27 protein-coding genes and 1 pseudogene are annotated in these 25,335 nt (G+C 50.6%); 7 read left to right on the forward strand and 21 right to left on the reverse strand.

The window, feature by feature from the left end; all coding sequences use genetic code 11:
• Nucleotides 1–164: 164 nt before the first annotated feature.
• From E2980_RS18110 to E2980_RS18125, 4 genes are all read right to left on the reverse strand, one after another.
• Nucleotides 165–689, reverse strand: a complete 525-nt coding sequence (locus tag E2980_RS18110; protein ID WP_135153633.1) for a hypothetical protein — start codon at nt 687–689, stop codon at nt 165–167.
• A gap of 71 nt (nt 690–760) precedes the next feature.
• Nucleotides 761–2,164 (reverse strand): sensor histidine kinase, encoded by a 1,404-nt coding sequence (locus tag E2980_RS18115; protein ID WP_167747174.1) that lies wholly within the window; start codon nt 2,162–2,164, stop codon nt 761–763.
• Nucleotides 2,164–2,877, reverse strand: a complete 714-nt coding sequence (locus E2980_RS18120; protein WP_135153635.1) for a response regulator transcription factor — start codon at nt 2,875–2,877, stop codon at nt 2,164–2,166. The genes E2980_RS18115 and E2980_RS18120 overlap by 1 nt, the downstream gene beginning before the upstream one ends.
• A gap of 33 nt (nt 2,878–2,910) precedes the next feature.
• Nucleotides 2,911–3,639, reverse strand: coding sequence for an alpha/beta fold hydrolase (locus E2980_RS18125; protein WP_135153636.1), 729 nt, complete (start codon nt 3,637–3,639; stop codon nt 2,911–2,913).
• Between the two features lie 114 nt (nt 3,640–3,753).
• Here E2980_RS18125 and E2980_RS18130 point away from each other — a divergent pair, with 114 nt between their 5' ends.
• Nucleotides 3,754–4,695, forward strand: a complete 942-nt coding sequence (locus E2980_RS18130; RefSeq protein WP_135153637.1) for a helix-turn-helix transcriptional regulator — start codon at nt 3,754–3,756, stop codon at nt 4,693–4,695.
• Between the two features lie 316 nt (nt 4,696–5,011).
• On the opposite strand, the gene E2980_RS18135 is transcribed toward E2980_RS18130, so the two are convergent.
• From E2980_RS18135 to E2980_RS18160, 6 genes and pseudogenes are all read right to left on the reverse strand, one after another.
• Entirely contained in the window at nt 5,012–5,689 is a 678-nt protein-coding gene (locus E2980_RS18135) for an S-layer homology domain-containing protein (RefSeq protein ID WP_135153638.1), read from the reverse strand.
• A gap of 564 nt (nt 5,690–6,253) precedes the next feature.
• Nucleotides 6,254–7,048: an ABC transporter ATP-binding protein gene (locus E2980_RS18140; protein WP_135153639.1), complete on the reverse strand. Its 795-nt coding sequence runs from the start codon at nt 7,046–7,048 to the stop codon at nt 6,254–6,256.
• The gene (locus E2980_RS18145; protein ID WP_135153640.1) at nt 7,049–7,975 is read right to left on the reverse strand and encodes an ABC transporter permease; all 927 of its coding nucleotides are present in this window, start codon (nt 7,973–7,975) and stop codon (nt 7,049–7,051) included.
• Nucleotides 7,976–8,036: 61 nt separating this feature from the next.
• Nucleotides 8,037–9,044 carry an ABC transporter substrate-binding protein gene (locus E2980_RS18150; RefSeq protein WP_135153641.1) on the reverse strand — a complete coding sequence of 336 codons (1,008 nt, stop codon included), beginning with the start codon at nt 9,042–9,044 and terminating at the stop codon, nt 8,037–8,039.
• 254 nt (nt 9,045–9,298) lie between these two features.
• Nucleotides 9,299–9,364: pseudogene (locus E2980_RS25170) on the reverse strand (hypothetical protein); the annotation flags it as partial.
• A gap of 102 nt (nt 9,365–9,466) precedes the next feature.
• Complete coding sequence (locus tag E2980_RS18160; RefSeq protein ID WP_135153642.1) at nt 9,467–10,675, reverse strand: FAD-dependent oxidoreductase; 1,209 nt, start codon at nt 10,673–10,675, stop codon at nt 9,467–9,469.
• A gap of 167 nt (nt 10,676–10,842) precedes the next feature.
• Here E2980_RS18160 and E2980_RS18165 point away from each other — a divergent pair, with 167 nt between their 5' ends.
• Nucleotides 10,843–11,493, forward strand: a complete 651-nt coding sequence (locus E2980_RS18165; protein WP_135153643.1) for a PadR family transcriptional regulator — start codon at nt 10,843–10,845, stop codon at nt 11,491–11,493.
• A gap of 85 nt (nt 11,494–11,578) precedes the next feature.
• Here the strand turns inward: E2980_RS18165 and E2980_RS18170 are convergent, their stop codons facing one another.
• Nucleotides 11,579–11,860 carry a hypothetical protein gene (locus E2980_RS18170; protein WP_135153644.1) on the reverse strand — a complete coding sequence of 94 codons (282 nt, stop codon included), beginning with the start codon at nt 11,858–11,860 and terminating at the stop codon, nt 11,579–11,581.
• Nucleotides 11,861–11,944: 84 nt separating this feature from the next.
• On the opposite strand from E2980_RS18170, the gene E2980_RS18175 reads away from it, so the two are divergent.
• Nucleotides 11,945–12,571, forward strand: coding sequence for an FMN-dependent NADH-azoreductase (locus E2980_RS18175; protein WP_135153645.1), 627 nt, complete (start codon nt 11,945–11,947; stop codon nt 12,569–12,571).
• Between the two features lie 92 nt (nt 12,572–12,663).
• Here E2980_RS18175 and E2980_RS18180 read toward each other — a convergent pair whose 3' ends face one another.
• The 10 genes from E2980_RS18180 to E2980_RS18225 form a co-directional block, all read right to left on the reverse strand.
• Nucleotides 12,664–14,139, reverse strand: coding sequence for a protein adenylyltransferase SelO (locus E2980_RS18180; RefSeq protein WP_135153646.1), 1,476 nt, complete (start codon nt 14,137–14,139; stop codon nt 12,664–12,666).
• An 84-nt stretch (nt 14,140–14,223) separates the two neighbouring features.
• On the reverse strand, nt 14,224–14,748 hold the full coding sequence (locus tag E2980_RS18185; protein WP_135153647.1) for a DinB family protein: 525 nt from the start codon (nt 14,746–14,748) through the stop codon (nt 14,224–14,226).
• Nucleotides 14,749–14,772: 24 nt separating this feature from the next.
• On the reverse strand, nt 14,773–15,252 hold the full coding sequence (locus tag E2980_RS18190; RefSeq protein ID WP_135153648.1) for a DinB family protein: 480 nt from the start codon (nt 15,250–15,252) through the stop codon (nt 14,773–14,775).
• 20 nt (nt 15,253–15,272) lie between these two features.
• Nucleotides 15,273–16,082 carry a GNAT family N-acetyltransferase gene (locus E2980_RS18195; RefSeq protein WP_135153649.1) on the reverse strand — a complete coding sequence of 270 codons (810 nt, stop codon included), beginning with the start codon at nt 16,080–16,082 and terminating at the stop codon, nt 15,273–15,275.
• Between the two features lie 270 nt (nt 16,083–16,352).
• Nucleotides 16,353–17,222, reverse strand: coding sequence for a metallophosphoesterase family protein (locus E2980_RS18200; RefSeq protein ID WP_135153650.1), 870 nt, complete (start codon nt 17,220–17,222; stop codon nt 16,353–16,355).
• A gap of 21 nt (nt 17,223–17,243) precedes the next feature.
• A complete protein-coding gene (locus E2980_RS18205) occupies nt 17,244–17,567 on the reverse strand; it encodes a DMT family transporter (protein ID WP_135153689.1) in 324 nt (107 codons plus the stop codon).
• A 14-nt stretch (nt 17,568–17,581) separates the two neighbouring features.
• Nucleotides 17,582–18,364 carry an HAD family hydrolase gene (locus E2980_RS18210; protein ID WP_135153651.1) on the reverse strand — a complete coding sequence of 261 codons (783 nt, stop codon included), beginning with the start codon at nt 18,362–18,364 and terminating at the stop codon, nt 17,582–17,584.
• Nucleotides 18,365–18,378: 14 nt separating this feature from the next.
• Nucleotides 18,379–19,746: an ABC transporter substrate-binding protein gene (locus E2980_RS18215; RefSeq protein ID WP_135153690.1), complete on the reverse strand. Its 1,368-nt coding sequence runs from the start codon at nt 19,744–19,746 to the stop codon at nt 18,379–18,381.
• A gap of 39 nt (nt 19,747–19,785) precedes the next feature.
• A complete protein-coding gene (locus tag E2980_RS18220; RefSeq protein WP_135153652.1) occupies nt 19,786–20,628 on the reverse strand; it encodes a carbohydrate ABC transporter permease in 843 nt (280 codons plus the stop codon).
• A 30-nt stretch (nt 20,629–20,658) separates the two neighbouring features.
• The gene (locus E2980_RS18225) at nt 20,659–21,540 is read right to left on the reverse strand and encodes a carbohydrate ABC transporter permease (protein ID WP_135153653.1); all 882 of its coding nucleotides are present in this window, start codon (nt 21,538–21,540) and stop codon (nt 20,659–20,661) included.
• Between the two features lie 184 nt (nt 21,541–21,724).
• On the opposite strand from E2980_RS18225, the gene E2980_RS18230 reads away from it, so the two are divergent.
• From E2980_RS18230 to E2980_RS18240, 4 genes are all read left to right on the forward strand, one after another.
• Nucleotides 21,725–22,285: a GbsR/MarR family transcriptional regulator gene (locus E2980_RS18230; RefSeq protein WP_135153654.1), complete on the forward strand. Its 561-nt coding sequence runs from the start codon at nt 21,725–21,727 to the stop codon at nt 22,283–22,285.
• A 91-nt stretch (nt 22,286–22,376) separates the two neighbouring features.
• Nucleotides 22,377–22,535 (forward strand): hypothetical protein, encoded by a 159-nt coding sequence (locus E2980_RS24315; RefSeq protein ID WP_167747175.1) that lies wholly within the window; start codon nt 22,377–22,379, stop codon nt 22,533–22,535.
• A 378-nt stretch (nt 22,536–22,913) separates the two neighbouring features.
• Nucleotides 22,914–23,924, forward strand: coding sequence for an ABC transporter ATP-binding protein (locus tag E2980_RS18235; RefSeq protein WP_135153655.1), 1,011 nt, complete (start codon nt 22,914–22,916; stop codon nt 23,922–23,924).
• Nucleotides 23,921–24,886, forward strand: a complete 966-nt coding sequence (locus E2980_RS18240) for an ABC transporter ATP-binding protein (RefSeq protein ID WP_135153656.1) — start codon at nt 23,921–23,923, stop codon at nt 24,884–24,886. Before E2980_RS18235 ends, E2980_RS18240 begins: the two co-directional genes overlap by 4 nt.
• The last annotated feature ends 449 nt before the right edge of the window (nt 24,887–25,335 follow it).

A 25,335-nucleotide genomic window follows, 5' to 3' on the forward strand; every position in this document is an offset into this window, starting at 1 on the left:
CCTTCAAGCCCTCCGCACGCACCCTCATGGACTACGCACTGCCTGTCAGCTATGCACTTCCGCCACCTCGCGGTATGCTGGAGACTTTCACTCCTTAGTCGATGCGCTGCCAAGCGCACAAAAAGCCAACCCGCTTTCGCTGGTTGGCCTTATCCGGTATTCCCTTAAGTATTCGCCGAACCCGACAAAGCGGCTTGCAAGCTTTGTTGCAGAACAAGGATGGCTTCTTTCGCCTGAATGATCTGCTCCTTCAATGAAATAATCTGCTCCAGGTTCGCGACGCCGGCAGCCGTATTCCCTTCTTTTCTCGCTACCTTAACTAAGGCCCAATGCGCTTGTTTCTGAGCGCGGATCGAATTGATCGACGAATGCTGGGATTTGATTTGACCTGCCAAGTCGCTAAGCGTTTCTTTCAGCGCAGCTTTCTGTTCCTGCGTTAACGCCTTGTGCGCGACCTTGTTGGAGATGCGCAACGCTTTGATCTGCGCGGTTAGAGCCTGCTGCTCCGCCCTTAAGACCACCAATTGGATCTTCAAGGCTTGCGTCGCTTCTTTCCACTCCGTCTTCTGAGCCTGCTTAGTGGAATCCACGCTGCTCGTCCCCGCTTCGTTCGCGGCAAACGCCGACTGTGCCGTTCCTACCGATAGTGCCAATCCAAGCATCGCTACAATTAGCTTCTTCTTCATCATTTCATTTTCCCTCCAGCGATCGAATGTTTGTTACATCCTTAACTTTAAAGGGAAAATGTATCAAAAGTTTGTCATCTCCGGACAAGAGGAAGCTCTACGTGAATTTGCGTTCCTTTCCCCAGCTCCGATTCGGCTGTGATCATACCTCCATGGGCAAGCACGATGTGCCGGGAGATGGTAAGCCCGAGCCCCGAGCCCTTGAAAGTTCGGCTGGATTCGGCTTTGTACAACCGCTCGAACAGATGCGGGAGATGCTCTCCCGCAATGCCTTGCCCGTTATCTTGAACGGTCAATCGAACCTTATGCGATTGACCCTGAAGACGAACGACGACCGTTGTCCCCTTCTTGTTGTGTTCAAGCGCGTTCCCTATCAGATTGACCAAGACTTGCTTGATGCGCGAAGGGTCCGCATGAACGAACAAGCTTTTCTCCATATCGCCGTCCGTCCGGATCATCATCCCCATGGCTTCCGCCTTCGGCCGGAATTGCTGCACCGTCTGATCTACAAGCTCGGTCAGGTCCGCTTTCTTGAATTCGAAATCTATTCGGTGCTCCTCGAAGGCGGACAGTTCATGAATGTTATCGATCAATTTGCCCAGCCTCAAGGTTTCTTCCAAGGAGAGGGCGACGAATTCCGATTGCTCTTGCTTGGTCAAAATCCCGTCAGACATCGCCTGCAAAGTCCCCCGTATGCTCGTTAACGGCGTGCGCAGCTCATGCGAGATTTCCATGATCAGGCGCCTTCTTTGCTCCTCGACCAGCTCCATTCGCTCCGCCATCTCATTAAAGGAGGAGCCCAGGCGCGCAACTTCGTCGTCGCCCCGAATCTCTACGCGGCTGGTGAAGTCTCCGCCAGCGATTGCTGCGGCCGCTTCGCCCATTCTCCTAATCGGTCTGACCATGCGGCGAGTAGCGAACCATAACAGGAGAATCAGGGGTCCCGCGCACGCCAGCGCCATTAACCAGATGCTTCTGCGGATCGGCGCCGCGATTTCCTTCACGTCCGCCGCGGGCGAGTAGATGAATGCCGAGGCAATGATCTGATTATTTTTCATGAGAGGAACACCGACGATAAGCATCTTCGCTTTGTCTTGCTTCCGGAACTTCGCGATCCTCTCGATCCGGTTTCCTTCGTTAACGGAGACTACCCAACTCTTGATGTCAGGCCGCACTCCAACTTCGTACAAATCTCCTTTGAGATATTTTACTTTTTTCCCGAGGATGCTGATCATGACTCCGTGTTCCTGCTCGAGCCTCTTCACCTCTTTACGGAATTCGGTCATCTTGATGTTACCTTCGCGAAGCTGCACATAAGTCTGTTCCACGGCCTTTGCGTGTTCTTCCAATTGCTTCAGGCCTTGACGGTAATAATCTCGCTGCACAAGCCAACTGACCGTAACGGTTAGAACAAGTAGAATGGCAAAACTAATGGCGACAGAAGCGGCGAGCCACTTGCGGAAAATAGAGTTCAACATCACGGAGCCACCTCGAACTTGTACCCCACTCCCCATACGGTCGTGAGGTTCCATCCGTCTCCCGTTCCTAATTTGCGCCGAATTCGTTGTATGTATAAATCCACGACCCGGTCTTCTCCGTTGAAATCCCATCCCCAGATCTGAGAGATAAGGTCCTCCCGAGAGAACACCTTGCCCGGACGTTCTATTAAGAATGCCAGAAGCTCGAATTCGCGCCGCGCAAGGCTGATCTGTTCCGAGTTCACCAACACCGTATAGGACTCCATCCGCAAAGCGAGGTTGCCGATGATCCTTTCATCAAGGTGATTTTCTTTGGCAATGGCGGGCACCCGAGCCGATCTTCTGATGACGGAATCTATCCGCGCCAGGAGCTCGTTGGGGTCGAAGGGCTTCACCAAGTAATCATCGGCCCCCATGCGGAGACCCTCGATTCGCTCATGAACTTCTCCGCGCGCGGTTAACATGATAATGGGGGTTTGATCGTTGCTTTCCCTAAGCTGCCTGCAGACTGCCCATCCATCTATCTTAGGCAACATGAGATCGAGCACCGCTAGCTCGTAGCTTTCGGACCTGAGCTTATCCAAAGCGGTTCGTCCATCGTAAGCCTCTTCGACGTCATAGCCGTTCTTGGTTAAATATAATTTCGTGATCTTTACGATGGAAGGGTCATCATCGACGATAAGAATTCGTTTCTTGATTATTGCCGCCCCCAATTCAATCTACCTCGTCTTTTCGTCAATTATAACCTAGACCCATTCGGACGCGATATCCTTTAATATCACGCTTAATCCATCCGGATCGCTGAGCATCGGCATATGCCCCGTATTTAGAGTAACGACTCTCTCCGGAGAAAGATTCCGAATCATTCTGTCCTGCAATGGCTGTCCGAATTCCTTGTCATTGGTTAGCTTCACGTACAGCCTCGGCACTTCAGGCAGCACCGCTTTTACCGAATCGGTATATACCCTCACCGACTCCGGAACGAATCTTTGAATGATTTCATCAACCTGTTCCAAAGAGAGATCATTGCATAATCCCGCTCGGATAGCGGACTCGGGCGGTTTGGTTCCCGCTAGGCGCAAAATAATCGACATCAGCAGCCTCTTAGGCAGAGGTAATATGGAGAGGAACGAACCGCCTTTGTTCGGAATGGCTGCGCCAACCGCCACGAATCCCGCCAACCTTTCGGAAAATAGTTCCGCAGCCTGAAGCGCGACGACTCCCCCCAACGAATGCGCCACGATTATGAATCTCTTTACCTCCCACTCCTTGATCTGCCTTTGGACGTCCTTGGCGTAATCGTGTAATGTTAGCTCGCGCCTCGACTCCATGGCCGATTGCCGTAACGGAAAATCCACTAGCAAGCGGGGACGATCAAGACTTTCCGCGACCCTCTTCCAGATCCGGCCTTCCAGACCGGCCCCATGAATGAATACGAACCCGATCTTCTCTTTTATCGACTCTGCATTTCCCACCTGAATCACCCTCCATAAGTTACTTCCTTATAAAGCCATTATGACAGTTAAATAAGACAGTTTATGTCTTGTTTACATGATACAATAAAAAAAACTCGAGGGGAGCCGAGGCTTATGTTGAAATCGCAAAGGCTGATCCGGATGATCATGATGATCAACGCCAAGAAGTCCTTCACCGTTCAAGAGCTGGCGGATGACTTCGGGTTGTCCACCCGGACGATCACCAGGGATTTGCAAGAGCTAAGCGAGCTTGGCGTCCCCATCTACTCCGTTCAAGGCCGCGGAGGCGGCTATCGGCTGCTGCAGGAAAGGTTGCTTCCTCCCATCACGTTTACGGAAAGCGAAGCCGTTGCCATATTCATCTCCTGTCAATCTTTGAAGCAGCTGAGCGCGCTGCCCTTCGATGATGGAGCCGAATCCGCGCTGCATAAGTTCTATCACTACCTTCCTGCGGACAGCAAGGAGCAAATCGACCGGCTTAAAGATAGGGTAGCGATTATTAGCCCCCAGCGTTCGATGAACCCGGAATGCCTTCGAACGCTCATGCAGGCGATTATGGTCCGCAGCGCGGCAACCATTGAATACCGATCCGTCCACCTTGTAGAGAAACGAGATATTCAACCAATAGGTCTATATGAGAGCGACGGTTATTGGTATTGTCCGGCTTATTGCTTCCTTCGCGAGGACTATAGGCTGTTCCGCGCGGATCGCGTACTCTCCGCGTCCCTGAACGAAACGATCCCCTGCCGGGACGATGTCGAACAGAGAACCTTGTGGAATGCCCCGCCTCGGAAGGAATCGGAACAAGTTTCCTTTATCATAGAGCTTGCGCCAGGCGGTGTGCATACGCTGCAATCCGACGTTTGGTTCAGCAAGTTTATCCACCTGCATGAGGATGGCAGCGGGACGGCTTCTCTTGAAATCGCCGCGGAGAAAATACCCTTTTACGCCGATATGGCATGGAATTTAGGCGAGGATGCGCAGGTTGTTGCGCCGCTTGAGGCCGTGGAATACATCAAGAGGAAAATCGAAGCCTTGCGGCTGAAGTATGCGTAATCCCGGTGTCGGAAAAGGGATTAACCGCGGCAAGTTGATTCCAGTCACGTGTGGGATAATGAACAGATGCGCGAAACACCTCTTCCAAGTTGAGTGCCATTAGCGTTGACGATCGGCTGTTCGGAGTCTGTCTAGACATGCAACCGAATATGGAAGATTTCAATTACATGATCGCAAGCAAGGCAGACCCGGCTGCCAGTACGAGGTTTGGATTCCGATTGTGAAGAAATAAAGAAAAGCAAGAAGCCTTCAATCCCACTGGGTAACCGGTGGGGTTGAAGGCTTCTTCGCTTAAGGCACCAGAACGATTAATAATTTACTCGCCTTGTGCCGGCGTTGGAGCAGGATGCGCCTCGATATATTGGAGCGCATTATAGATAAGCTCGGCTGACTCCGCACGGGTGATTTCATCCTTTGGATTGAAATTACCTTCGGCATCTAAATTTGCAATTTTGAGGACTAAAGCACGTTGGACCGAACCGTCATAATCGATCGTCAGATCGGCTTGATCTCCGATTTCAACCGGCATAAGCTTGATCATCGGGAGGTTGCTATGCTTCTCGATAGCCAAGATAAGCTGATGCGTGAACTCTTCCCGCGTCCATAGCTTGTCCGGGTCTAGGTCGGCAGACAAGCCTATGTCGTTAACGGCTGCAATAATCAATGCATTTTCATACCAAGCGTCGTTATTGGCGTTAGCGAAATAATCCGTTGCTTGAGGCTCTTTAATGAATCTAACCGTATCAATGTTCAGTCCGAGGGCATTTACGATAAGCTGAACGCCTTGGGCTGCCGTTATCGTTGCATTAGGCAAGAAACGAGTGGAACTAACCCCATGCACGTAGCCCTTCTGCTGCAAGGTGATAATCTTATCCTTCGTTGCAATATTACCTAGATCGTTGAAGGAAGGGGCCGCAGCAAAGCTTTGCGATGCAAAGGTTAGCGTCAGAACGGTAGCCGCGGAAACTGTGAACATCTTTAATGACTTCTTCATCTCTTCACCTCGTGATAGTATTTTGTGGCATGATTGCCAATCAAATACCCAAACGAGATCATATGAAGAAAGGTTGCAGGATTTGTTATGCAAGCTTAAATTTTGTTAGTTACATTCTAAACTTATCTTGCCCCTCCGCAGTCGCACCGAGCCGAATTATCGAAGGAACTTAGCTAACTCTTCCCTCTGATATCGAACCCAGCCGAGATGGTAACGAAACTTTACTAACTCGCCCCTGCGCAGTCGAACCTAGCCGAGATAGTAATGAAAGTTTGCTAACTCGCCCCTGCGCAGTCGAACCCAGCCGAGATGGTAACGAAACTTTACTAACTCGCCCTTGCGCAGTCGAACCTAGCCGAGATAGTAACGAAATCTTACTAACTCTTCCCTCCGCAGTCGAATCGTGCCGAGATGGTAACGAAATCTTACTAACTCACCCCTCCGCAGTCGCACCGAGCCGAATAGTAACGAAACCGTACTAACTCCGCGGACTCGATGCAAAATAAAACGAGACAGCCCCACGAGAAGTTCTTATCTCGTGGGGCTGTCTCTGTATCCGCTTGACTATCCGAGGACGATTCGATCGTCCGCTAATTGTTGTCCGCTGATCTGCTGGAATTCGCCGAGCAGCTGCGAGACGGTCAAGTTCTTCTTCCGATCATGAGGAATGTCCAAGATGATCTTTCCTTTATCCATCATGATCAACCGGTTCCCAAGACGGATGGCCTGCTCCATGTTGTGGGTGACCATGAGCGTGGTTAATTTCATCTCTCGGACGATTTCTTCCGTCAAGCGGGTGATCAATTCAGCTCTTGCAGGATCCAATGCAGCCGTATGTTCATCAAGGAGCAGGATTTGCGGCTTCGTGAACGTAGCCATCAGCAAGCTGAGCGCCTGCCGCTCCCCTCCCGACAATAATCCGACTTTGGCGCTTAGGCGGTTTTCCAACCCGATGCCTAGTCGTTGAAGCTGTTCGTGGAACAACATGCGTTTGGCCGAAGTGACGCCCAAACTAAAGCCCCGCTTCTGTCCGCGTTTGTAAGCCATAGCCAGATTCTCCTCGATGGACATACGCGGAGCGGTTCCGGCCATCGGGTCCTGGAATACGCGCCCGATCCAACGGCTTCTCTCATATTCCGGAAGCTGCTGGATCGCGTTGCCTTCGATTCGCACCTCGCCGATATCCGGCTTCATTACGCCGGAGATGATATTCATCAAAGTAGATTTTCCTGCGCCGTTGCTGCCGATTACCGTAATAAATTCTCCTGAATTACAGGTTAAATTGGCGTTCATCAGTGCCACTTTCTCATCAGGAGTTCCGGGATTAAACAATTTAGATACATTCTTAAGCTCCAGCACCTAGGATTTACCCCCTTTATCCATCGCCGGTATCGCCAACAATTCAGCTGAACGCTTACGTGCAAGGCTTCTTTGCTTGTAAGTCCGCCGAACGGTAGGAACAACGAGAGCAATGATAACGATGAGAGCTGTAATCATCTTCAAATCGGAGGCTTCCAGCAATTCTACGCGCAAAGCAAGCGCGATCACGATTCGGTACACGATGGAACCCATAACAACCGCAAGGGTCGCTATGATAACCGTTCTTGCTCCGAATATCGCTTCCCCGATGATGACCGATGCCAACCCGATGACGATCATTCCGACCCCCATGGTACTATCGGCAAATCCCCCCTGTTGTGCGATCAACGCGCCGGAAACCGCAACCAGCCCGTTGGACAAGCTTATGCCAATAACGGTAGTCGTATCCGTGTTAGACCCAAGGCTGCGTATCATTTTGGAATTATCGCCAGTCGCTCTTAACGCAAGCCCCAAGTCGGTGTGTAGAAATGCGTCTAACAGCAGCTTAACGATTAATACGGCAACGAGTAATACTAGGATGAAAAGACCTATAGGTTTTGCGATCGGAGAAAGCAATGTATCCATGTTCACTATAGAAACATTGGGCTTGCCCATTATCCTAATATTGATGGAATAGAGGGCGATCATCATTAATATTCCGGCAAGAAGCCCGTTTATTTTCCCTTTCGTGTGAAGCAGACCCGTGCAGGCACCCGCGGCGAGCCCTCCAACAAATGCGCCCAAAGTAGCAAGCCAAGGGCTGTATCCTTGGGTAATCATAACCGCCGCTATCGCGCCGCCCGTCGCGAAGCTGCCGTCTACGGTCAAGTCCGGAAAATCCAAGATGCGAAAAGTAATGTAAACTCCAAGCGCCATTAAGGCATAAATAAGCCCCAGTGCGATGGCTCCGTATATGGAATCAAGCATGTTCTATCCTCCTAAAGAGAAAAACGGAGCGAACGACAGGAGTCGTCCACCCCGATTTCCATTACTGAATAATATTATTGTCTTTGTCCTTGACTTTATCCTTCATGGCATCCGTCACCGTTATGCCTTGAGCGGCAGCTGCTTTAAGGTTAAGAATGAGATCCAGCTTATCCGGCACCGTAACTTTCATGTCCGCCGGTTTCTTTCCATCCTTCAGAATCTCGACCGCCATTTGGCCTACTTGGTAGCCGTGATCGTAGTATTTGAAACCGACCGTGGCAAAGGCGCCTTTCTCAACGGTATCCCTATCGCTGGAGAAGAACGGAAGGTGATTCTCGTTAGCCACTTGAATGATCGTATCCACCGCGCTCACTACCGTGTTATCCAGAGTGATGTAAATCGCGTCCACACGACCCACTAAGGAGTCCGCAGCTTGTTTCACGTCTGCAGTTGAAGCAGCCGCAGCTCTGACTAGCTTGATGTTATGGGCAGCCAATGCCTCTTCCGCTTTCTTAGCCATAATCACGGCATTCTCTTCGCCTTCGTTGATGACCACGCCGACCGTTTTCACATTTGAAAAATCGCTAGCGATGAAGTCCATCAATTGAACGATTGCTTCCGGATTCGTGTCCGATGCTCCGGAGACGTTGCCGCCCGGTTTATCCAGACTGCTTACGATTTTGGCGGCAAGCGGATCGGTTACGGCCGCGAAGAGAACCGGCATTTCTTTTACATTCTGAGCAACCGCGAGCGCGGAAGGAGTAGCGATACCAAGGACCAAATCGTATTTCTCGGAGGCGATCTTCTGCGCGATCGACAAGTTATTGCTCGGATCTCCTTGAGCGTTATTGAAATCCACCTTCAGGTTATCGTCTTCCACGATGCCTGCATCTTTAAGCGCGGCTAGAAAGCCCTCGCGCGTCGCATCCAGCGACGGATGCTCTACGATCTGTGAAATGGCAACGGAATAGTTCTTCGAACCGCCGGATTCTTCCTTCGCCCCGCATGCCGCTAGAGAAGTTAGTGCAACTGCGGACAGTACAAGGGTCGCCAACATTTTTTTCTTCATTTTTCATTACCCCTTTTCATGTTTTTCAATAAGTGGTTGGGCTTTAAAGATTCAACGCTGTCCTCTATCAGAGCGAACATATAATAGCTATAGTTTAATAGGCACTTTCGTTATTCGTCAATTCTAATATTTACAAGCTTACTTCCCTATAAAAAAAAGACCAACTCGGAAGTCATCCAACGATGACCGGGAGATAGCCCTTTTATAGGATTCAATGCGTTGCATATACCGCCTTTAAAGCGATGACGATGATTCCGCAGCAGCGCTCGCGGATCGGGCGACTCCGTCTCCGATCTGACTCCCTCCTTCGCCCGGATCAGAAAGTCCGAGCAAGGATGAGAAAGATATTAGCCGCGATATGAAAAGGAATCCAAAAGCTCGTTAGGGAAAGGCCGTTTGGTTCTTGAATGCAAATGTATTTTTCATATCGAAATCCTTTCGTTCCATTTTATTTGGTAATCGTACATCCATCTTTGCGCGTCTTTACTCGCGGATTTCAGGAACAGCGGCATCATCAAGTCGCGGAAAAATACCTGAACGGGGCTCGTCGCATGCTTGCGTCGTCCGATGCTTCTGGAATATTGCACAATCCGTTCTACCCTCTCTCGGCGCAGCTCCTGAAACTCTCTAAATGCCCGTTCAATATCGGGAATATCTCTCAGGCATTTTGCCAATACGGCCGCATCCTCCAACGCTAACGAGGCACCTTGCCCGGCGTTGGGCGATGTGGCATGAACGGCATCGCCAACCAGTACGACGGACTTTACATGCCACTCGGGCAACGATGGCATATCGTAGATCGGGTACACGCCGATCTCCTCCTTCATCGAACGCACGATTTCCGGAAGCGGCGCAATATCATTGGCGTATAGAGTATTTATGGTTTTATACCACTCCGCTTGCGGGATGCCCTGCAGCTCTTTTCGGGTAGGCTCTCCGGGATAATCCATATTGCCGAACCAGTATACCTCTTTGGATTCTCTGGCCAGATAACCGAAGAATGCTCGCTTACCGAACACCATCGTCTGAATTCCCGGTTCATACGGAATCGTATGGCTTCGCAGAAACCCGCCGAAGGTGATTAATCCTGTATAGGCCGGACCCGGCGCGGTTGGCATAACCATCCTCCTCACGCGAGATTGAATGCCGTCGCAGCCTATCAATAAGTCCCCTGTAGCGCTTGTTCCATCCTCGAAAGAAACCTTCACGAGATGCGGCTCGTTCGTTTCGATGTCTTTCAGTTTCTTGCCGTATTCAATCGCGATCCCTTGACGCAAAGCTTCATCGCGCAAAATCTTGTGCAGTAATCCCCTCTTAATCGTGTACCCCTGAGGCTCTCCCGAAGATTGGCCGACATTGCCGAGCAGCTTGCCCTTCCCGCTGACCATCTTCATCGTATGCAGGGCATAGCCCTCCCGCCGGACTTGATCGCCTATTCCCAATTCGTCCAGAACTTGAAGTCCGTTTCGCGCCAGGTTGAGAAACAGTCCGGCATAATCATCGGTTTGTTTATCCGCTTCATAGATGACGGAATCGATCCCCCCTCTCTTCAGAAAAAGGGCAGTTGCGGGACCCGCGATCCCGCAGCCGATAATCAGTGCTTTTTTAGGCCGTTGGCTGGTTTTATCCATTTGTTAATCTCCTCTCACTCGATTAATTTCGTATAGTTTATTTAAACTATATTATTTAAACTAAATTAAATCAACTATTATTTTAATAAGTAATTGAAATGGGCTATAATAAGTGTATTCAGAGGTGAAATTATCCCTGTCTATTACCGGAAGGAGCCCTAAGCTGCATGCCTAAACCTAAACGAAGCAATCTACTCGCACTCGCCATCTTATCCCTGCTGCATGAACGACCGATGCATCCTTACGAAATCGGGGTTACGATGCGCCAGAGAGGCATTTCCGACAGCATCAAATTGAACACGGGTTCGCTTTACGCCGTGATCGACACTTTATTGAAGAACAAACTGATTCAACCGATAGAAACGAAGAAAGAGGGAAAACACCCGGAGAGGACGATTTATGAACCTACGGCGGCTGGAAAGGAGGAATTTTTCGAATGGTTGCGTTCCTTATTGCGATCTCCCATGAAAGAATATCCTCAGTTCGCGGCCGGTCTTTCTTTTCTAGGCCATTTGCCGCCTCGGGATGCGCTTGATCTTCTGAAAGAACGATCCGGGGCCCTTGCCACGCAAATTCAAGAAACCCGTTCTTCATTGGAGGCAACTCTAGCTATGGGAATCGATCGGGTTTTCGTCATTGAAACGGAGTATTCCCTGGCTTTGCTTGATACCGAACGGAGCTGGCTAGAGCGATTAATCAAAGACATTGAGGACGAGGTCGTAACGGAATGGAGGGGAGATCAATTGGTCTGGACAGTCAATTACAGTCAACCAACACAGGATCACCCCGAAGAGGAAAATAGCAAAGATAATCCGTAATCGGGTACACACTGCAAAAAAGGCCAAGAGGCATTCCGAAATAGCGGAATGCCTCTTGGCCCTTTTTTTACTCCTAACCATTAACTTAATGCGCGGCTGCCGCCATGGCCTCCATCTCCGCCTTCGGGTCATGCTTCTCGCGGCGCATCATGCACGCGGCCACGACGGCAAACACGGCGGGGATCAGCCCCCATGCGAACACTTCGGATATGGAAGCTGATAGTCCGTTCAACAGGGCATCCAATGACGGCTCCGGAATCGAGGCTCGAGTAGCTGGCGACAGCAAGAAGTACGGATCTTCAATCCGGTTCCAGCGAATATGCCCGTCAATCTTAACACTACAAAAGTAAGTAACTTTTATTGACACAGTTAATTCCCGAGGTGTATACTGTGATTAATTACACACAGTAAGACAATCAAATCATTTTAATTACCGGGAGGAATTATCAGAATGGCAAATGTTTTATTCGTTAAAGCTAACAATCGTCCGTCGGATCAATCCATCAGCGTGAAGCTGTATGATACTTTCGTAAGTGCGTACCGTGAGAAAAATCCTAACGACAACATTACGGAATTGGACCTTTTCGAATCGAATCTGCCTTATTACAACAACGAAATGATAACGGGCCTTTACAAGCTTTCCAATGGTTATGAGCCCACTGCCGCAGAACAAAAAGCAGCAGATATCGCCAACGCCTACACGGATCAATTCCTAGCCGCCGACAAAGTCGTATTCGCGTTCCCTCTCTGGAACTTTACGATTCCGGCCCAATTGCTGACGTACCTATCCTATTTGAGCCAAGCGGGCAAAACGTTCTCTTATACATCAGAAGGTCCTGTCGGATTGGCAGGCGGCAAGAAAGTCGTGCTTCTTAACGCTCGCGGCGGCGTCTATTCCGAGGGACCTATGGCTCAATGGGAGATGTCCCTTAACTACGTGAAAAACATGCTTACTTTCTGGGGCGTAACGGATATCGAAACGATCGTCGTGGAAGGCCACAACCAATTCCAGGACCGTGCGCAACAAATCGTTGAAACCGGCTTAGCTACAGCAGTAAAAGTTGCATCCGGCTTCTAATTAACGAACGCAAGTAAAGCCCGGGAGGCTGCCATACGGCAGCTTTCCGGGCTTTTTCCTGACCATTAATTGGTTTATCTAATGATTCGATATCAGGTACCGCAAAAGGTTCGGTAAGGATTGGTTGTTCCCGAAGGCGGCGCGGAGTAATCATCCTGCTCGGGAGAGTTCGCGAAAGGGTTTGAAAGAACAACAAGAAGCCGCTCCATCACGTTGTAGTCTCCATGTTCCACCGCCGCTTCCAGAGCTTCTTCTACCCGGTGGTTACGGGGAATCACCGCGGGATTACTGCTAAGCATCAGCTGATGCGAGGAAGCAATCGGTTCTTGCTGCCTGCTTAGTCTCGCCCGCCACTGCTCATGCCACTGGGCAAAATCCGAGGTGCCGAACAGGGCCGTATCCTCCGGCTTATCCAGAGCGAAAGCGCGGAAGGTATTGGTATAGTCCGCACGATTCTTCTGCATCAAACTAAGCAGGCTTTCGATCAGGGATTCATCCTCTGGCTCTTCATTAAAGATTCCCAGTTTCGCCCTCATACCCGCTAGCCAATGACCATGATACAACTCGGCATAATTCGAAAGCGCGCCCTCTGCCAGTTGGATAGCTTGCTCCTCGTCGTTATGCAGGAGCGGCAACAGGGTTTCGGCAAACCTCGTGAGATTCCACGCTCCAATTCCCGGCTGATTGCCATAGGCATAGCGGCCTTGAGTGTCAATGGAACTGAATACCGTTGCCGGGTCGTAGGCATCCATGAAGGCGCAAGGGCCATAATCGATAGTTTCTCCGCTTATGGCCATGTTGTCGGTGTTCATCACCCCGTGAATAAAACCGACGAGCTGCCATTTGGCAATCAGCGCGGCCTGACGCTTGATCACTTCCCCAAGGAAGACAAGATAGCGGTTCTCTTCCGCCTCAACCTCAGGAAAATGCCTTTGCAAGGTGTAATCGGCCAAGGCACGTAGATCATCGATATTACTCCGTGCGGACGCGTATTGAAAAGTACCTACGCGCAGATGACTGGCTGCCACGCGAGTCAGAATGGCACCGGGCAGTTCGGTTTCCCGGTAGACCGGCTCGCCGGTGGACACCACCGCTAGGCTGCGAGTGGTTGCAATACCGAGCGCATGCATGGCTTCGCTGATAATGTATTCGCGCAGCATCGGTCCAAGCGCCGCCCGGCCGTCGCCTCGGCGGGAGTACGGCGTCGCACCGGGGCCTTTAAGCTGAATATCGACCCGCTCTCCTAGAGGAGCGATCTGTTCTCCAAGCATTATCGCACGGCCGTCTCCCAGCATGTTGAAATGCCCGAATTGATGTCCCGCATAAGCTTGAGCAAGAGGCGAAGCGCCTTCCGGAATCCGGTTGCCGGCTAGCTCCGCTACGCCATCGTTGCTTTGCAGCGCTTGGATATTCAACCCCAGGGATGTTGCCAACGGACCATTAAGAATGATCAACTTCGGCGCGCTCACAGGGGTAGGGTCGATCCTGGTAAAAAATGATTTCGGCAGACGGGCATAACTGTTGTCGAAGTTCCATCCTGCATCTATTATTGCTTTTTCTTCTGTCATCGTATCTCCTTTCCGCACAAGGCAGCCGCTTTTAGGGTTTACTTCTGCCCAATTATTATACCCTTTCCACATATGAATGGACCGTTATTGTAGATACGGTATGTACTTTTCACGAACGACATTCAAGTGATAGTGGGTGTGCCCGATTATGAAGTATGCGATCGCGACTGCTGTGGTTAAGGCATTGTTAACCACCCCTGCACGGCGCAATTCGTCCTCATTCAATCCCTGTATCAGTGATAGGGTAGCTGCCCGGACGGCGCGAAAATCGGCGATGAGCTCGGCTAGCGGACGGCGATCGAAGTTCGTTCCGTTCACGTATATGTCTTGATGTCGCGGAAGCGGTGTCTTGTCTCCCCTAGAGACACAGAGAAGCCGATAGCTCATGATCCGCTCAGTGTCGTTGATGTGGCCAAGCACTTCTTTCAGGCTCCATTTTCCCTCGTCGTAACGGTATAAACTTTGCTCTTCGCGGATGGAGCTATATAACGAGAGAAGGTCCTGCTCTTGGTCCTTAAGCAACTGTGCCAGGTCGCCTTCTTGCACTGCGTCGATGTAATTGCTCCAGTTGGGGCTGAAGTTTCCTTCAATCGGTTTGGGCATATGCATGTTTCTGTACCTCCTAAGCCAACGTTAAATATCGAACAATCCCCTGCGAATCAAGTTCGCGGTAATCGGCTGCTTTCCAATTTCTCTCGACCATACAGACATTTGGCCGATGTGGTGAATCTCATGGGCGATTACATGCCGCATGATTTCCCCGTATTTGAAGTCGAACCTTTCGCCTTTTGCGTTCTGGTCGGATAAAAAACGAGTTTCCATGCTGCTATTCCATCCGTAGATGAATGGAGCGATTTCCTCATGGCAACGCGCTGAATAATCTCTTAATTTTTGCACGTCGGCATAGTCCTCGAACGGAGGCTCTTGAGGCTCCGGCTTTCCTTGCAATCCGCTTATCCAGCTGTACTCGACTTCCACAATGTGAAACAGCGTATAGAGAATGCCGCCCGGGCCGCCGGTGCGTCTCTCCAGCAACTCTTTTTCGGATACCGATTCGCACCAGTCAAACCAATCTTTGCGCACTTGCCAGTTATATTCGAATAGTTTCAACATGGCGTTAGCCTCCTGTATTTTTACTTGAATTTGATGTCTGCGATTTTCCCGCTTTCCACGAAGCCTATGTTTCTATAAACCTTGTTTGAATCCGGATTCTGTAGATCCGCATACAACATCGGCACTAACCGCTCCGATTCTAGAATCGAACATAGCTCCGCCACTATTGCGCTGGCATACCCCTTCTTGCGGGAGGCTGGCGGAGTGTATACCGCGTTGATTCTAGCATGCCTTGGAGCACGATGAGCGATATTCGCCATGGATACAACGAGACCGTCTACCAGCCATAGATATAGATTGCCTGTTGCTATCATCCCCTCTGCAGCAGGAATCTGACTCGCCGGATCAACCGAAATTCCGTATGCCCACTCGGAGAATCCGGCCATAAACTCTGCTACCGTTTCCACGTCATAAAGGGTTGATCGTTGCAATGCTCCTTCCATGTTTATAGGCTTCTTTGCCTTTGGACAATAATAAGCTTCCATGGCCATGTGATGATGATAATGAATTCCTCTAGCCTCGCCATATAACTTTGCGAAAGTTTCCACGGTCTTAGGTTCCCCGGATATTCCAGGTAATGCCGCACCATTGAGCTGAGCGATAAGCTCTTGCAGGAGCATGTTCTTCCGGTCATTCTCAACTTCCCTTGAAATCCATAACCAAGCGTTGTGTCCTTCCGACTGGGCATAGATCATCGTGTCGTCTGTCGTTTTGAGTTTCGTTGAACTCTCCAAATCGCAAACGCGATGGATCAGATTGTATGGAACTTCATCCGCCGTAAACATACTCCGACTTAATACTCGATCGTTTGCATCGAACTTATGTAACATACACCTTTAGCCCCCCTTCCTATTTATATTCTACAATAGAAACATAAAAGCCGCCTCACTCTCCAAAAGGGGAGTTGAGGGCGGCTTGTTTCGTATCAACCTTTGGTTTTCATCCACTCGTTGCTTAAACTGCAGCGACTAAGCTAAATTAACCGGAACACTGGAGATTAAAATAAATAAACGTCGGAGCTGCACTTAAATTCCGATCAAAGCAAACGAAACGACATTTAACTTTAGATCTTAATGGATATCATTCGCCGCCAAACAATGTCAACCCCGCGGATATTCGAGTTGAACCCGAGCCGGCTCTATCCAGGCTCCACGCTCGAAATCCCTTCCTCTAACCACTACGCGATCGCCGTAAACCTCGACGTAATAGCCTTGGCTGCCTTCCTTGCCCTCGTCTTCGTCCGTCCAAAGATAAGCCACGGATGCAGCGTTGAACATGGGAGGCAGTAACGCCCCTCCATCGAAGTAATTATGCGGCGCTTCCATCTCCCAATGCGTATGGCCCGTGAATAGAATCGCTTGATGGCGATGCTTGGACAGTACGGATTTAAGCTCCGCGTCCTGCGTCACGCCGCTCCACTTCTGCGCTTCCAGCGAACCGGCCACCGTATCCAACAGCGGCTGATGGAGGAACACGAATACCGGCTTAGTCGACGAATCCCCTTCGCCCAGCTTGGCGTCCAGCCATTCCAGCTGCTCGTTCGATAACGAGCAATATAGCTCCAGCCCCTCTTCCGTACCGAGGAAAATGAAATGGTAACCGTCGATCCAATGATCGTGGTAGGCTCCGCCCATTCCCGTCGCGTGCAGAAAGTGAGACAGGCGGGACTCCCACTCGCCCAGGCCGACATCATGATTGCCCATCGTGAGAAGCAGCTTAGGCAGCCCCTCCTTGTTCTCGTTCCAGATTCGGCGGAATTCCTCGTATTCGCCCGGAAACCCGTAATCGGTAACGTCCCCGGCATGCATGATCCCGCGGCTGTTCGGGGCATTCTCGGCAATGTCCCTAAGAGCCCGCTCCATGCGGCGATTGTAGGGATGCTCCGGATCGGAACGAATATGAGTATCCGTAATGACCTGAAAAGAAAGTAGGGGGCGTTCCAACAGTTCATTTTCCCCGAGACTCCGCATGTCTTTCATAACCTCCCTTTGCTAATGCCCATTGTTGCTTATATTCAAGCCGATGACTCCGACAACGATGACTCCAATCCACAGCAGCGAAGACACAGACAACCGTTCTTGGAAAAATAAATACCCCGCTAACGTAATAAGTACGATCCCTACTCCCGACCATATCGCGTAGACCGTGCTGACTTCCATATACTTGAGCGCGTAATTCAGCAGCGTGAAGCTGGCGCCGTAGAAAATAAACATGAGGACGGAAGGGATAACCCGCGTAAAACTTTCCGAAAGCTTCATGGATACGGTACCGGACAACTCCAGCACGATAGCGCAGCAGAGCAGCAACCAACCCATGCTTTTCTCACCTTTCATTGTTCGTCTTCCCATAGAGCAAGCTCGCTATAAGAGGAAATGACCACGTCGGCATCGGGCAAATCATTGATTCCGGTGGTATCCGAACCGGCGATTCCCACGGCCAGAGCCGCTCCCGCCGATTTGGCCATTCTCATATCTCCGTTCGTATCGCCAATGACGGCAACTTGCGAGCACGCTAGAGATAACTTGTCGCAGGCCAGTTCAATCATATCCGGGTAAGGCTTGCCTCGATTCACTTGATCGGTACCGATACATACCGAGAAGTAAGACCCAATACCCAACCAATCCAGATGCTTGAGAGCCATAGCCGTCTCATCCGCCGTGACCACCGCTAATGCGATCCCGCTTTGACGGCATTGCTCCAGGAACGGAATAACGCCGGGCAGCGGCTTAACCGCCCTTGTTTGATGCAATTGCTCATCGGCATACTTTCGGCAATCCTCCGCCAGCACTTTAGCTTCCGCCCACGACAAGCCCGATCGATAGCCCTGCCAGGACAAGACCGTCAGCAGATCGTCGATCGTTCCCATCGCCAAAGGCCCGTTGCGGTCATACCCGACGATTTCCCCGTCAGGCGCATGACGAGTACCCCAAAGCGTATCCGAGTCTATGCTAAGCGGCGCCAGCTTTCTCCGAACAAGCTGTTGGGAGAACCGGGCGAGCAGCCGCTCGCTCCAGTTCCCCCATGTGTAGATAAAATCGAGCAATGTGCCGTCTTTATCGAACAAGATCGCTTGAATCGGATGGGCCGCGCCCGCTATGCGTAATGTTGGCATGCGGGAGACCTCCCTTATTTATTCAACTTATCGAGCTCACGCTGAGCCGCTTCTTTCGCTTCCTTAAGGGCTTTCTCCGCCGATACGTTGCTGATCTGCACTTTGTCCGCTGCGATCTTGAGGGCGTCGTTTATTTTGCCGCCGGTCGGATCTTGGAACGGCTTGGAAGCATGCGCGGCTTGCTTTAACGGGATCGTGCTTTGCGGGTTTTCCTTGCTGAACGCAATGAAAGCAGGATCGTCAAGCGCCGATTGACGCACGGCGATATAGCCGCTGTTCATCGACCAGAAGGCCGTATTCTCCGCGTTCATGAAGAAGCTAAACCATTTGAAAGCGGCTTGCTGTTGTTCAGGGCTAGCTTTGGCCGGAATACCTGCCAGAATCGCTTGAGCGACGGGCTTGCCCGCTCCGACGCCTTCCCAGCCCGGTTGTTCCATGGCTGCCAGCTGCGTGAAATCGAGATCTCCTTGGTCGCCGCTCGAACCGGTATAACCGGCGGCTTGACCCTTCATGACATCGTCGATCGTTTTGTACCAATACTCCCAGCCTTGGCCGCCGGAATGAATTCTCATCGTTTTGTCGTCATGGATGGCTTTACGGAAGAATTCCCAAGTCGAGATCCATTCCGGAGAATCGATCAGAACGGTTTTGCCGTCTTCGCTCAGAATGCTTCCGCCTTTGCCATATACGGCGTCGATCATGTTTTCCGCGCCCCACATCGGCTCCCAGCCGTAGAATGTGGTTTTATCGCCGCTTTTTACCGTCATGGTCGCCGCAGCCTTGCCTAGAGCTTCCCATGTCGTGAGCTCTTCGGGCTTGATGCCGCTTTTCTCGAAAGCGTCTTTACGGTAATACATGACCTGCGTCGTTCCGTACATCGGCAGGAAATATTGCTTTCCGTCAACCTTACCCTGCTCCAAGAACGTTTGGATGACATCGTCTTTATTGAAATCCGGCTGGGCAGCTATTAGTTCGTCCAGCGAAGCGTAATATCCTTTTTTCGCCCAATCGACGTTGGAGGATAATACGGCCGCCGGCACGTTACCCGATGCGATAGCGGCCTGAAGCTTCTTCCCCGTCTCGGAGTAATCCGCCTGAACGACGGGCTTGACGATGACTTCCTGTTGGGAGGAATTGAATTTCTCGATCAGACTTTGCATATTCTCACCCAGTTTGCCGCCCAATCCGTACCAGAATTCGATCGTTACGGGTTCTGTCGGAGTTGCCGGAGCTTCAGAGCTTTCGGCTGGCTGGGAGCTAGCCGGATCCGACGTTTCGGCCGGAGCGGAAGAAGCGATGTTCGCGTTGTTTCCGGTCGAGCCGCAAGCCGTAAGCAGCAGAAAAGATAAGATTAGAAGACCTAGAGTTGATTTTTTCTTCATAGACACGTTGGTTTCCCTCCACTTTGTTTGTCTGTTTAATTATCCTTTGCTGGCACCTGCCGAAAGGTTGACGCTGCGTATGATGGTTTTCTGCGTCAGCACGAATAATACGAGTAATGGAGCAATGGTGAACGCGCTGGCTGCCATGATGAGCGGCCATTTCAGTCCGTAAGCACCCCCTTCCACGAAGAAGCTCCGCAGTCCGGCCGATACGAGTTGAAGATTCGGGTCCTTGGTGATGAGCATAGGCCAGAAATAATTGTTGTACTGCTCGATAAAAGTAATTAAAGCGAGTACGGCAAAAGAAGATCGCGTAAGCGGAATAAGAATCGTCCACAAGATGCGCGTGTGGGAGGCTCCATCCATGTGCCCGGCCTCGATCATTTCATGGGATATTTGAAGAAAGGCCTGCCTGATGAGGAAAATCGAGAACACGCTCACGCAGTTGGACAGGATCAATCCCGCATAGGAATCAAGCAGCTGCAGCTTGCCCAGAACAATGTAGCCGGGCAAATAGACGGCAGTTGCGGGAATCATGTATCCGATCAGAATGGCCGACACGAAGATGCCCTTCAGTCGAAATTTCATATGGGTAAGGGCGTAGGCCATCATCCCGGAATTAAAGATTTGAATGACGACGATCGATCCCGCGACGAAAATACTATTCAGCATATATTGGGCGAAAGGCGCGGCCACCCAAGCATCCCGGAAGTTGTGCCACAAAGGCTCGTGCGGCCAGAACGTCGGGGGGAACTGCCAAATCTCGTCGTTGGTCTTGAGTGCACTCGTTGCCATCCAATAGAACGGGAATGCCATCAGGATCGCGACGGCCGCGACGACCAGGTATTGAACCGTCGTTCCGAGATTTTTCCAAATTTGCATGTAACGATCCCCTCTCTCTTCCCTTGTTCGTCAGGAGTAATGAACCGTGTTGCGTCCGACAATAGCGGAGAATACCGAGAGAAGCACGCAGCCGACGATCAACGTAATGGCAACGGCCGAAGCTTGTCCGATTTGAAAGGAATCGAACGCGGATTGATAATAGAGGTACAATAACGTCCTTGTCGAGCCCGCAGGTCCGCCTTGGGTAAGCACGTTGATCTGGTCGTAGGCCTGCAGCGCTTGGACCATCTGGACGATAAACAGAAAGAACGTCGTCGGAGAGATGAGCGGAAGAGTAACGTGAATGAATTTACGCCAGCTTCCCGCGCCATCCAGCCCAGCCGCTTCCAACAAGTCGGCAGGTACATTGCGTATGGCTACCAGATAGAAAATCATGCTCCAGCCCGCGGATTTCCATATCGTTACGAGCAGAATGCCGACGAGCGCCCAGTTCGGATCCTCAAGCCAGCGAATTCCATCCAAGCCGAATACTCTCAGAACGCTATTGGCTAATCCAACCTCGGGTTCGTAAATCCAGGACCACACGATGGATACCGCGACCGTCGGCGTAACCCAAGGCGAGAAGATTAACGTCCGGTAAATCGCGCCGCCCTTCATCTTCCGGGTTAACAGCATAGCCAAAGCCAACCCGATCGCTATGATCGGCAATACGCTTCCTAAGCAGAAGAGGACCGACACCCGAAGCGACTGATAGAAGGCCGGATCGCCGAACAAGTCCCGATAGTTCTGAAGCCCAACGAACAATTTCGTTGGACTCATGAAGTCCCATTCCATGAAGCTAAGATAAACGACATAGCCCAGCGGGAAAAACCAGAACAAAGCGAGGGGCACCATTGCTGGCAAAGTGAACAACAACGCTTTACCTTCGTCGGCGAACTTTTTTCTCCCCATTTTCCCACCCCCTCCTATCGTTCAATAATTATTCAACGAAGTGTTTTTGTCTGCCTAATTTAGTCATTATGATATCAACGTTCTAAAATTATTGTACGTTAAGGACTTTTAAGAATGGTTATTTCTGCGTGAAATTTTATTGGGTTTTGTGTTAAATTGTTGGTAGAGAGGCGGAGGCGAAGACATGAAGAAAGCAACGTCGGGGAAAATGAAGAAACCGTTAACGCAGCGCGAGGAGCTCCGGGGCAAGGTAATCGACGCCTTAGCTCAGACGATGGACCTATATGGCGTCAATTACTCCTTCGGCCAGCTATATGGCATCATGTTTTTCGAGGATAAGCCGATGACGCTGGAAGAGATGCAAACTCACATGAACATGAGCAAGAGCAACATGAGCTACGCCGTTCGTTCGTTGATCGATTCCAAGATGGCATCCAAGCTGAAGGAGAAAGACGAGAGAAAGGATCTCTACGCCGCGGAGACGGATTTCTTCAAGGCCTTTCAATCGTTCTTCGCCACCAAGCTTCAGCGGGAAATCGACGTTATGAGGGGAGCTCTAGACGCCGTCATCCCCCCGTTATCAGAGACAATTCTGGAGCTGAACACATCGGAGGAAGAACGTAAGCTATGTCTTGAAGATCTTCACAAGCTGAAGCATGCGGTAAGCTACTACGAGTGGCTTCAACAATTCGTTAACGATTTGCAGTCGGGAGCTTACTTCGACGGGCGGCATGATAATCGATGAAACCATAAAGAGCAAGGGCACCCATTTGGGTGCCCTTGCTCTTTACAAGCTTAACGACGATATTTAACAGTCTTTTTATCCGAGAATAATTATGAATAGGAACTTATCACCGCGAATTCGGTTGCCGGAAGAAGGTCAGCCGTTCTGGTACCTCAATGGATTGGTTAATATTAGGCTAAACAACGCCGACACCGGCGGCCAATTCAGCTGGATCGACGAGCTGTTGCCGGTCGGAACGGAACAACGATGAAATTCATCGTTGTTCTCGTTACATAACCCTGTTAGATTTCAAATTACGGTTAAAAACAACGTTATCAATGAAATGATGTGTTCCTTTTAAAAAATAATAGGCCAATAGCAATGATAAACATCCTTGTTTTCCTACTCATTAGGTTGCAACGCTTCAAGTACAATACAAAACATCGCTATTAGAAGCTTCAATGTAAGGCTGCCCACTAATTGTGTGACAGCCTCTTCGCTGCTTCTATTCGTACTACAAAGATTCTACTCTAGTATCTTATCGTAAACCATGCGTAGGAGTGGTTCAACCATTCGGCGTGGAAGAACAATCTCGGCGACGGTCTGCGGGATGCGTTCGATCCGAAACTAAAAAAATAGGAGGGGCCTGATGAATAAACCGATTGCTCGCGAACCGGTTCTGGAAGTAAAAAATTTAAAGGTCTCCTTCCATGTTAGGGAGGGAGAATTGCAGGCGGTAAGAGGCGTTGATTTCCACGTCGACCCCGGAGAAGTGGTGGGAATCGTAGGCGAATCCGGCTGCGGCAAAAGCGTAACCGCCCAAACCTTAATGCGGCTGATTCCATCCCCTCCGAGCCGCATCAAAAGCGGGTCCATTCGTTTCCTCGGAGAAGAAATCCTGCTCAAGTCGGAGAAGGAAATGCGCAAGCTGCGCGGAAGCAAGATGGGGATGATTTTCCAGGATCCGATGACATCGCTGAACCCGACGCTCACTGTCGGGAGTCAAATCATTGAAAATTTGACTAGGCATTTGAACATGAATGCCGCTCAAGCCAAAAAACGGGCAATCGAGATGCTGAAGCTTGTCGGCATACCCAGTGCGGAAACCCGGATCAACCAATATCCGCACGAATTCTCAGGGGGAATGCGGCAGCGGGTCATGATTGCTATAGCTTTAGCCTGCGACCCCGCTCTTCTAATCGCCGATGAACCAACCACCGCTCTGGATGTAACGATCCAGGCGCAAATATTGGAAGTAATGAAAGAACTGCGCAGCCGGCTGAAAACCTCCATCATCCTGATCACCCACAATCTCGGTATTGTGGCGGGTATCTGCGACAGGGTTATCGTGATGTATGGGGGCCAGGTCGTCGAAACGGGGACTGTTAAGGAATTATTCACCAACCCCAAACATCCGTATACGGAAGGGCTGTTGAAATCCGTCCCGCGTCTGGACTCAAGAAAGGAAGAGCCATTGATTCCGATTATCGGTACGCCTCCTGACCTGGTTCATCCTCCCGCCGGATGCGCGTTTGCGCCGAGATGCCCTTATACGATGCGAATTTGTCAGCGATTAGATCCCGGCCTATTGGATTGCGGTGGCACGCAGGCTGCCCGATGCTGGTTGAATCACGAAATGGCACAGGAGGCGAATGCATGAGCGAGCCGCTTATTGAAGTGAATCAATTGCGCAAAGAGTTTTACTTGGGCAAAGGAAGAACGTTAAAAGCCGTTAACGATATAAGCTTTTCCATCCGCAAAGGGGAAACACTAGGCTTGGTCGGAGAATCCGGCTGCGGCAAATCGACGGTCGGCCGCACGATGCTACGCCTATACGAGCCTACCTCCGGACAATTTCTGTTCGAGGGCAAGGATGTCTATCGATCATCGGGCGCCAGAATGAAAGCCATGCGCAGGGACATTCAGATGATTTTCCAAGATCCTTACGCTTCGCTGAACCCGCGGTTAACGATAATGGACAGCATCGGCGAAGCATTGGACGTTCATAAGCTGACGAAAAGCCGGGCCGAGAGGAGAGCACGGATTGAGGAATTGCTGGAGCTAGTAGGATTGCGCGCAGATCACGCCAACCGATACCCGCACGAATTTTCCGGCGGACAACGACAGCGAATCGGAATCGCCCGCGCGCTTGCAGTGAAACCGAAATTTATCGTCTGCGACGAACCGATCTCCGCGCTTGACGTTTCGATTCAGGCTCAGGTCGTCAATTTGCTGAAGGAACTGCAGCGGGGGATGGGATTAACTTACTTGTTCATCGCGCACGACCTCTCCGTGGTCAAATACATCAGCGACCGCGTAGCGGTCATGTATCTCGGCAAACTCGTGGAGCTGGCGGATAGCGAGAATTTATACGCCAGTCCATTGCATCCCTATACGTGTGCGCTTCTGTCCGCAGTTCCGATTCCGGATCCGGAAATCGAGGCGATAAAAGAAAGAGTGATTATCAAAGGCGATTTGCCGAGCGCCATTAATCCGCCAAGCGGCTGTCCGTTCCGAACCCGTTGTCCGTTGGCCCAAGAAGTTTGTTCCGCAGAAATGCCGCCTTTGGTAGAGCACCGACCAGGTCACTTCGCAGCCTGCCATTTTGCCGGGGCAATGTAGTCGCTGTTATTGAAGGGGCTGTCTCAAAAGTCAATTTTAGGTTTTTTGAGCCCCCACTTTCGATGAATAATCAAGCCAAAGTAAAACCTCCATCCCCACTTTGATAGTGGATTTGGAGGTTTTCTTGTTCATATTTCGGGATTTACTTAATCGGTTCTACCCTTTTGGGATAGCCCCTTCTTCACTCATAAATCCTCTCCACTCACGCAATTAGTAAACCTACGCAAACTACAACTCCTTAAACAAAGCCTCCAGTACGCAATTAGTTAGACTAGAGCTAACTAAGACCCTCCGCGCCGACTCCGTGCACCCAATTAGTTTGACTAAAGCTAACTACGACCCTTCGCGCTGACTTCGAGCACCAATTTAGTTTGACCTACGTAAATAAGAACGAATTCTTAATAGTAGCAGCAACTATTCCTGCACCAAGTTCGACCTGGTCCAAGATA

The sequence above is a fragment of the Cohnella luojiensis genome (genome assembly GCF_004564235.1).
Taxonomy (GTDB): domain Bacteria; phylum Bacillota; class Bacilli; order Paenibacillales; family Paenibacillaceae; genus Cohnella; species Cohnella luojiensis.

Bases quoted from the DNA above. Each gene is read 5' to 3' on its own strand.
- E2980_RS18110 (WP_135153633.1), bottom strand. From the start codon at position 689: ATGATGAAGAAGAAGCTAATTGTAGCGATGCTTGGATTGGCACTATCG.
- E2980_RS18115 (WP_167747174.1), bottom strand. From the start codon at position 2,164: ATGTTGAACTCTATTTTCCGCAAGTGGCTCGCCGCTTCTGTCGCCATT.
- E2980_RS18130 (WP_135153637.1), top strand. From the start codon at position 3,754: ATGTTGAAATCGCAAAGGCTGATCCGGATGATCATGATGATCAACGCC.
- E2980_RS18135 (WP_135153638.1), bottom strand. From the start codon at position 5,689: ATGAAGAAGTCATTAAAGATGTTCACAGTTTCCGCGGCTACCGTTCTG.
- E2980_RS18145 (WP_135153640.1), bottom strand. From the start codon at position 7,975: ATGCTTGATTCCATATACGGAGCCATCGCACTGGGGCTTATTTATGCC.
- E2980_RS18150 (WP_135153641.1), bottom strand. From the start codon at position 9,044: ATGAAGAAAAAAATGTTGGCGACCCTTGTACTGTCCGCAGTTGCACTA.
- E2980_RS18160 (WP_135153642.1), bottom strand. From the start codon at position 10,675: ATGGATAAAACCAGCCAACGGCCTAAAAAAGCACTGATTATCGGCTGC.
- E2980_RS18165 (WP_135153643.1), top strand. From the start codon at position 10,843: ATGCCTAAACCTAAACGAAGCAATCTACTCGCACTCGCCATCTTATCC.
- E2980_RS18175 (WP_135153645.1), top strand. From the start codon at position 11,945: ATGGCAAATGTTTTATTCGTTAAAGCTAACAATCGTCCGTCGGATCAA.
- E2980_RS18180 (WP_135153646.1), bottom strand. From the start codon at position 14,139: ATGACAGAAGAAAAAGCAATAATAGATGCAGGATGGAACTTCGACAAC.
- E2980_RS18185 (WP_135153647.1), bottom strand. From the start codon at position 14,748: ATGCATATGCCCAAACCGATTGAAGGAAACTTCAGCCCCAACTGGAGC.
- E2980_RS18190 (WP_135153648.1), bottom strand. From the start codon at position 15,252: ATGTTGAAACTATTCGAATATAACTGGCAAGTGCGCAAAGATTGGTTT.
- E2980_RS18195 (WP_135153649.1), bottom strand. From the start codon at position 16,082: ATGTTACATAAGTTCGATGCAAACGATCGAGTATTAAGTCGGAGTATG.
- E2980_RS18200 (WP_135153650.1), bottom strand. From the start codon at position 17,222: ATGCGGAGTCTCGGGGAAAATGAACTGTTGGAACGCCCCCTACTTTCT.
- E2980_RS18205 (WP_135153689.1), bottom strand. From the start codon at position 17,567: ATGGGTTGGTTGCTGCTCTGCTGCGCTATCGTGCTGGAGTTGTCCGGT.
- E2980_RS18210 (WP_135153651.1), bottom strand. From the start codon at position 18,364: ATGCCAACATTACGCATAGCGGGCGCGGCCCATCCGATTCAAGCGATC.
- E2980_RS18215 (WP_135153690.1), bottom strand. From the start codon at position 19,746: ATGAAGAAAAAATCAACTCTAGGTCTTCTAATCTTATCTTTTCTGCTG.
- E2980_RS18220 (WP_135153652.1), bottom strand. From the start codon at position 20,628: ATGCAAATTTGGAAAAATCTCGGAACGACGGTTCAATACCTGGTCGTC.
- E2980_RS18225 (WP_135153653.1), bottom strand. From the start codon at position 21,540: ATGGGGAGAAAAAAGTTCGCCGACGAAGGTAAAGCGTTGTTGTTCACT.
- E2980_RS18230 (WP_135153654.1), top strand. From the start codon at position 21,725: ATGAAGAAAGCAACGTCGGGGAAAATGAAGAAACCGTTAACGCAGCGC.
- E2980_RS24315 (WP_167747175.1), top strand. From the start codon at position 22,377: ATGAATAGGAACTTATCACCGCGAATTCGGTTGCCGGAAGAAGGTCAG.
- E2980_RS18235 (WP_135153655.1), top strand. From the start codon at position 22,914: ATGAATAAACCGATTGCTCGCGAACCGGTTCTGGAAGTAAAAAATTTA.
- E2980_RS18240 (WP_135153656.1), top strand. From the start codon at position 23,921: ATGAGCGAGCCGCTTATTGAAGTGAATCAATTGCGCAAAGAGTTTTAC.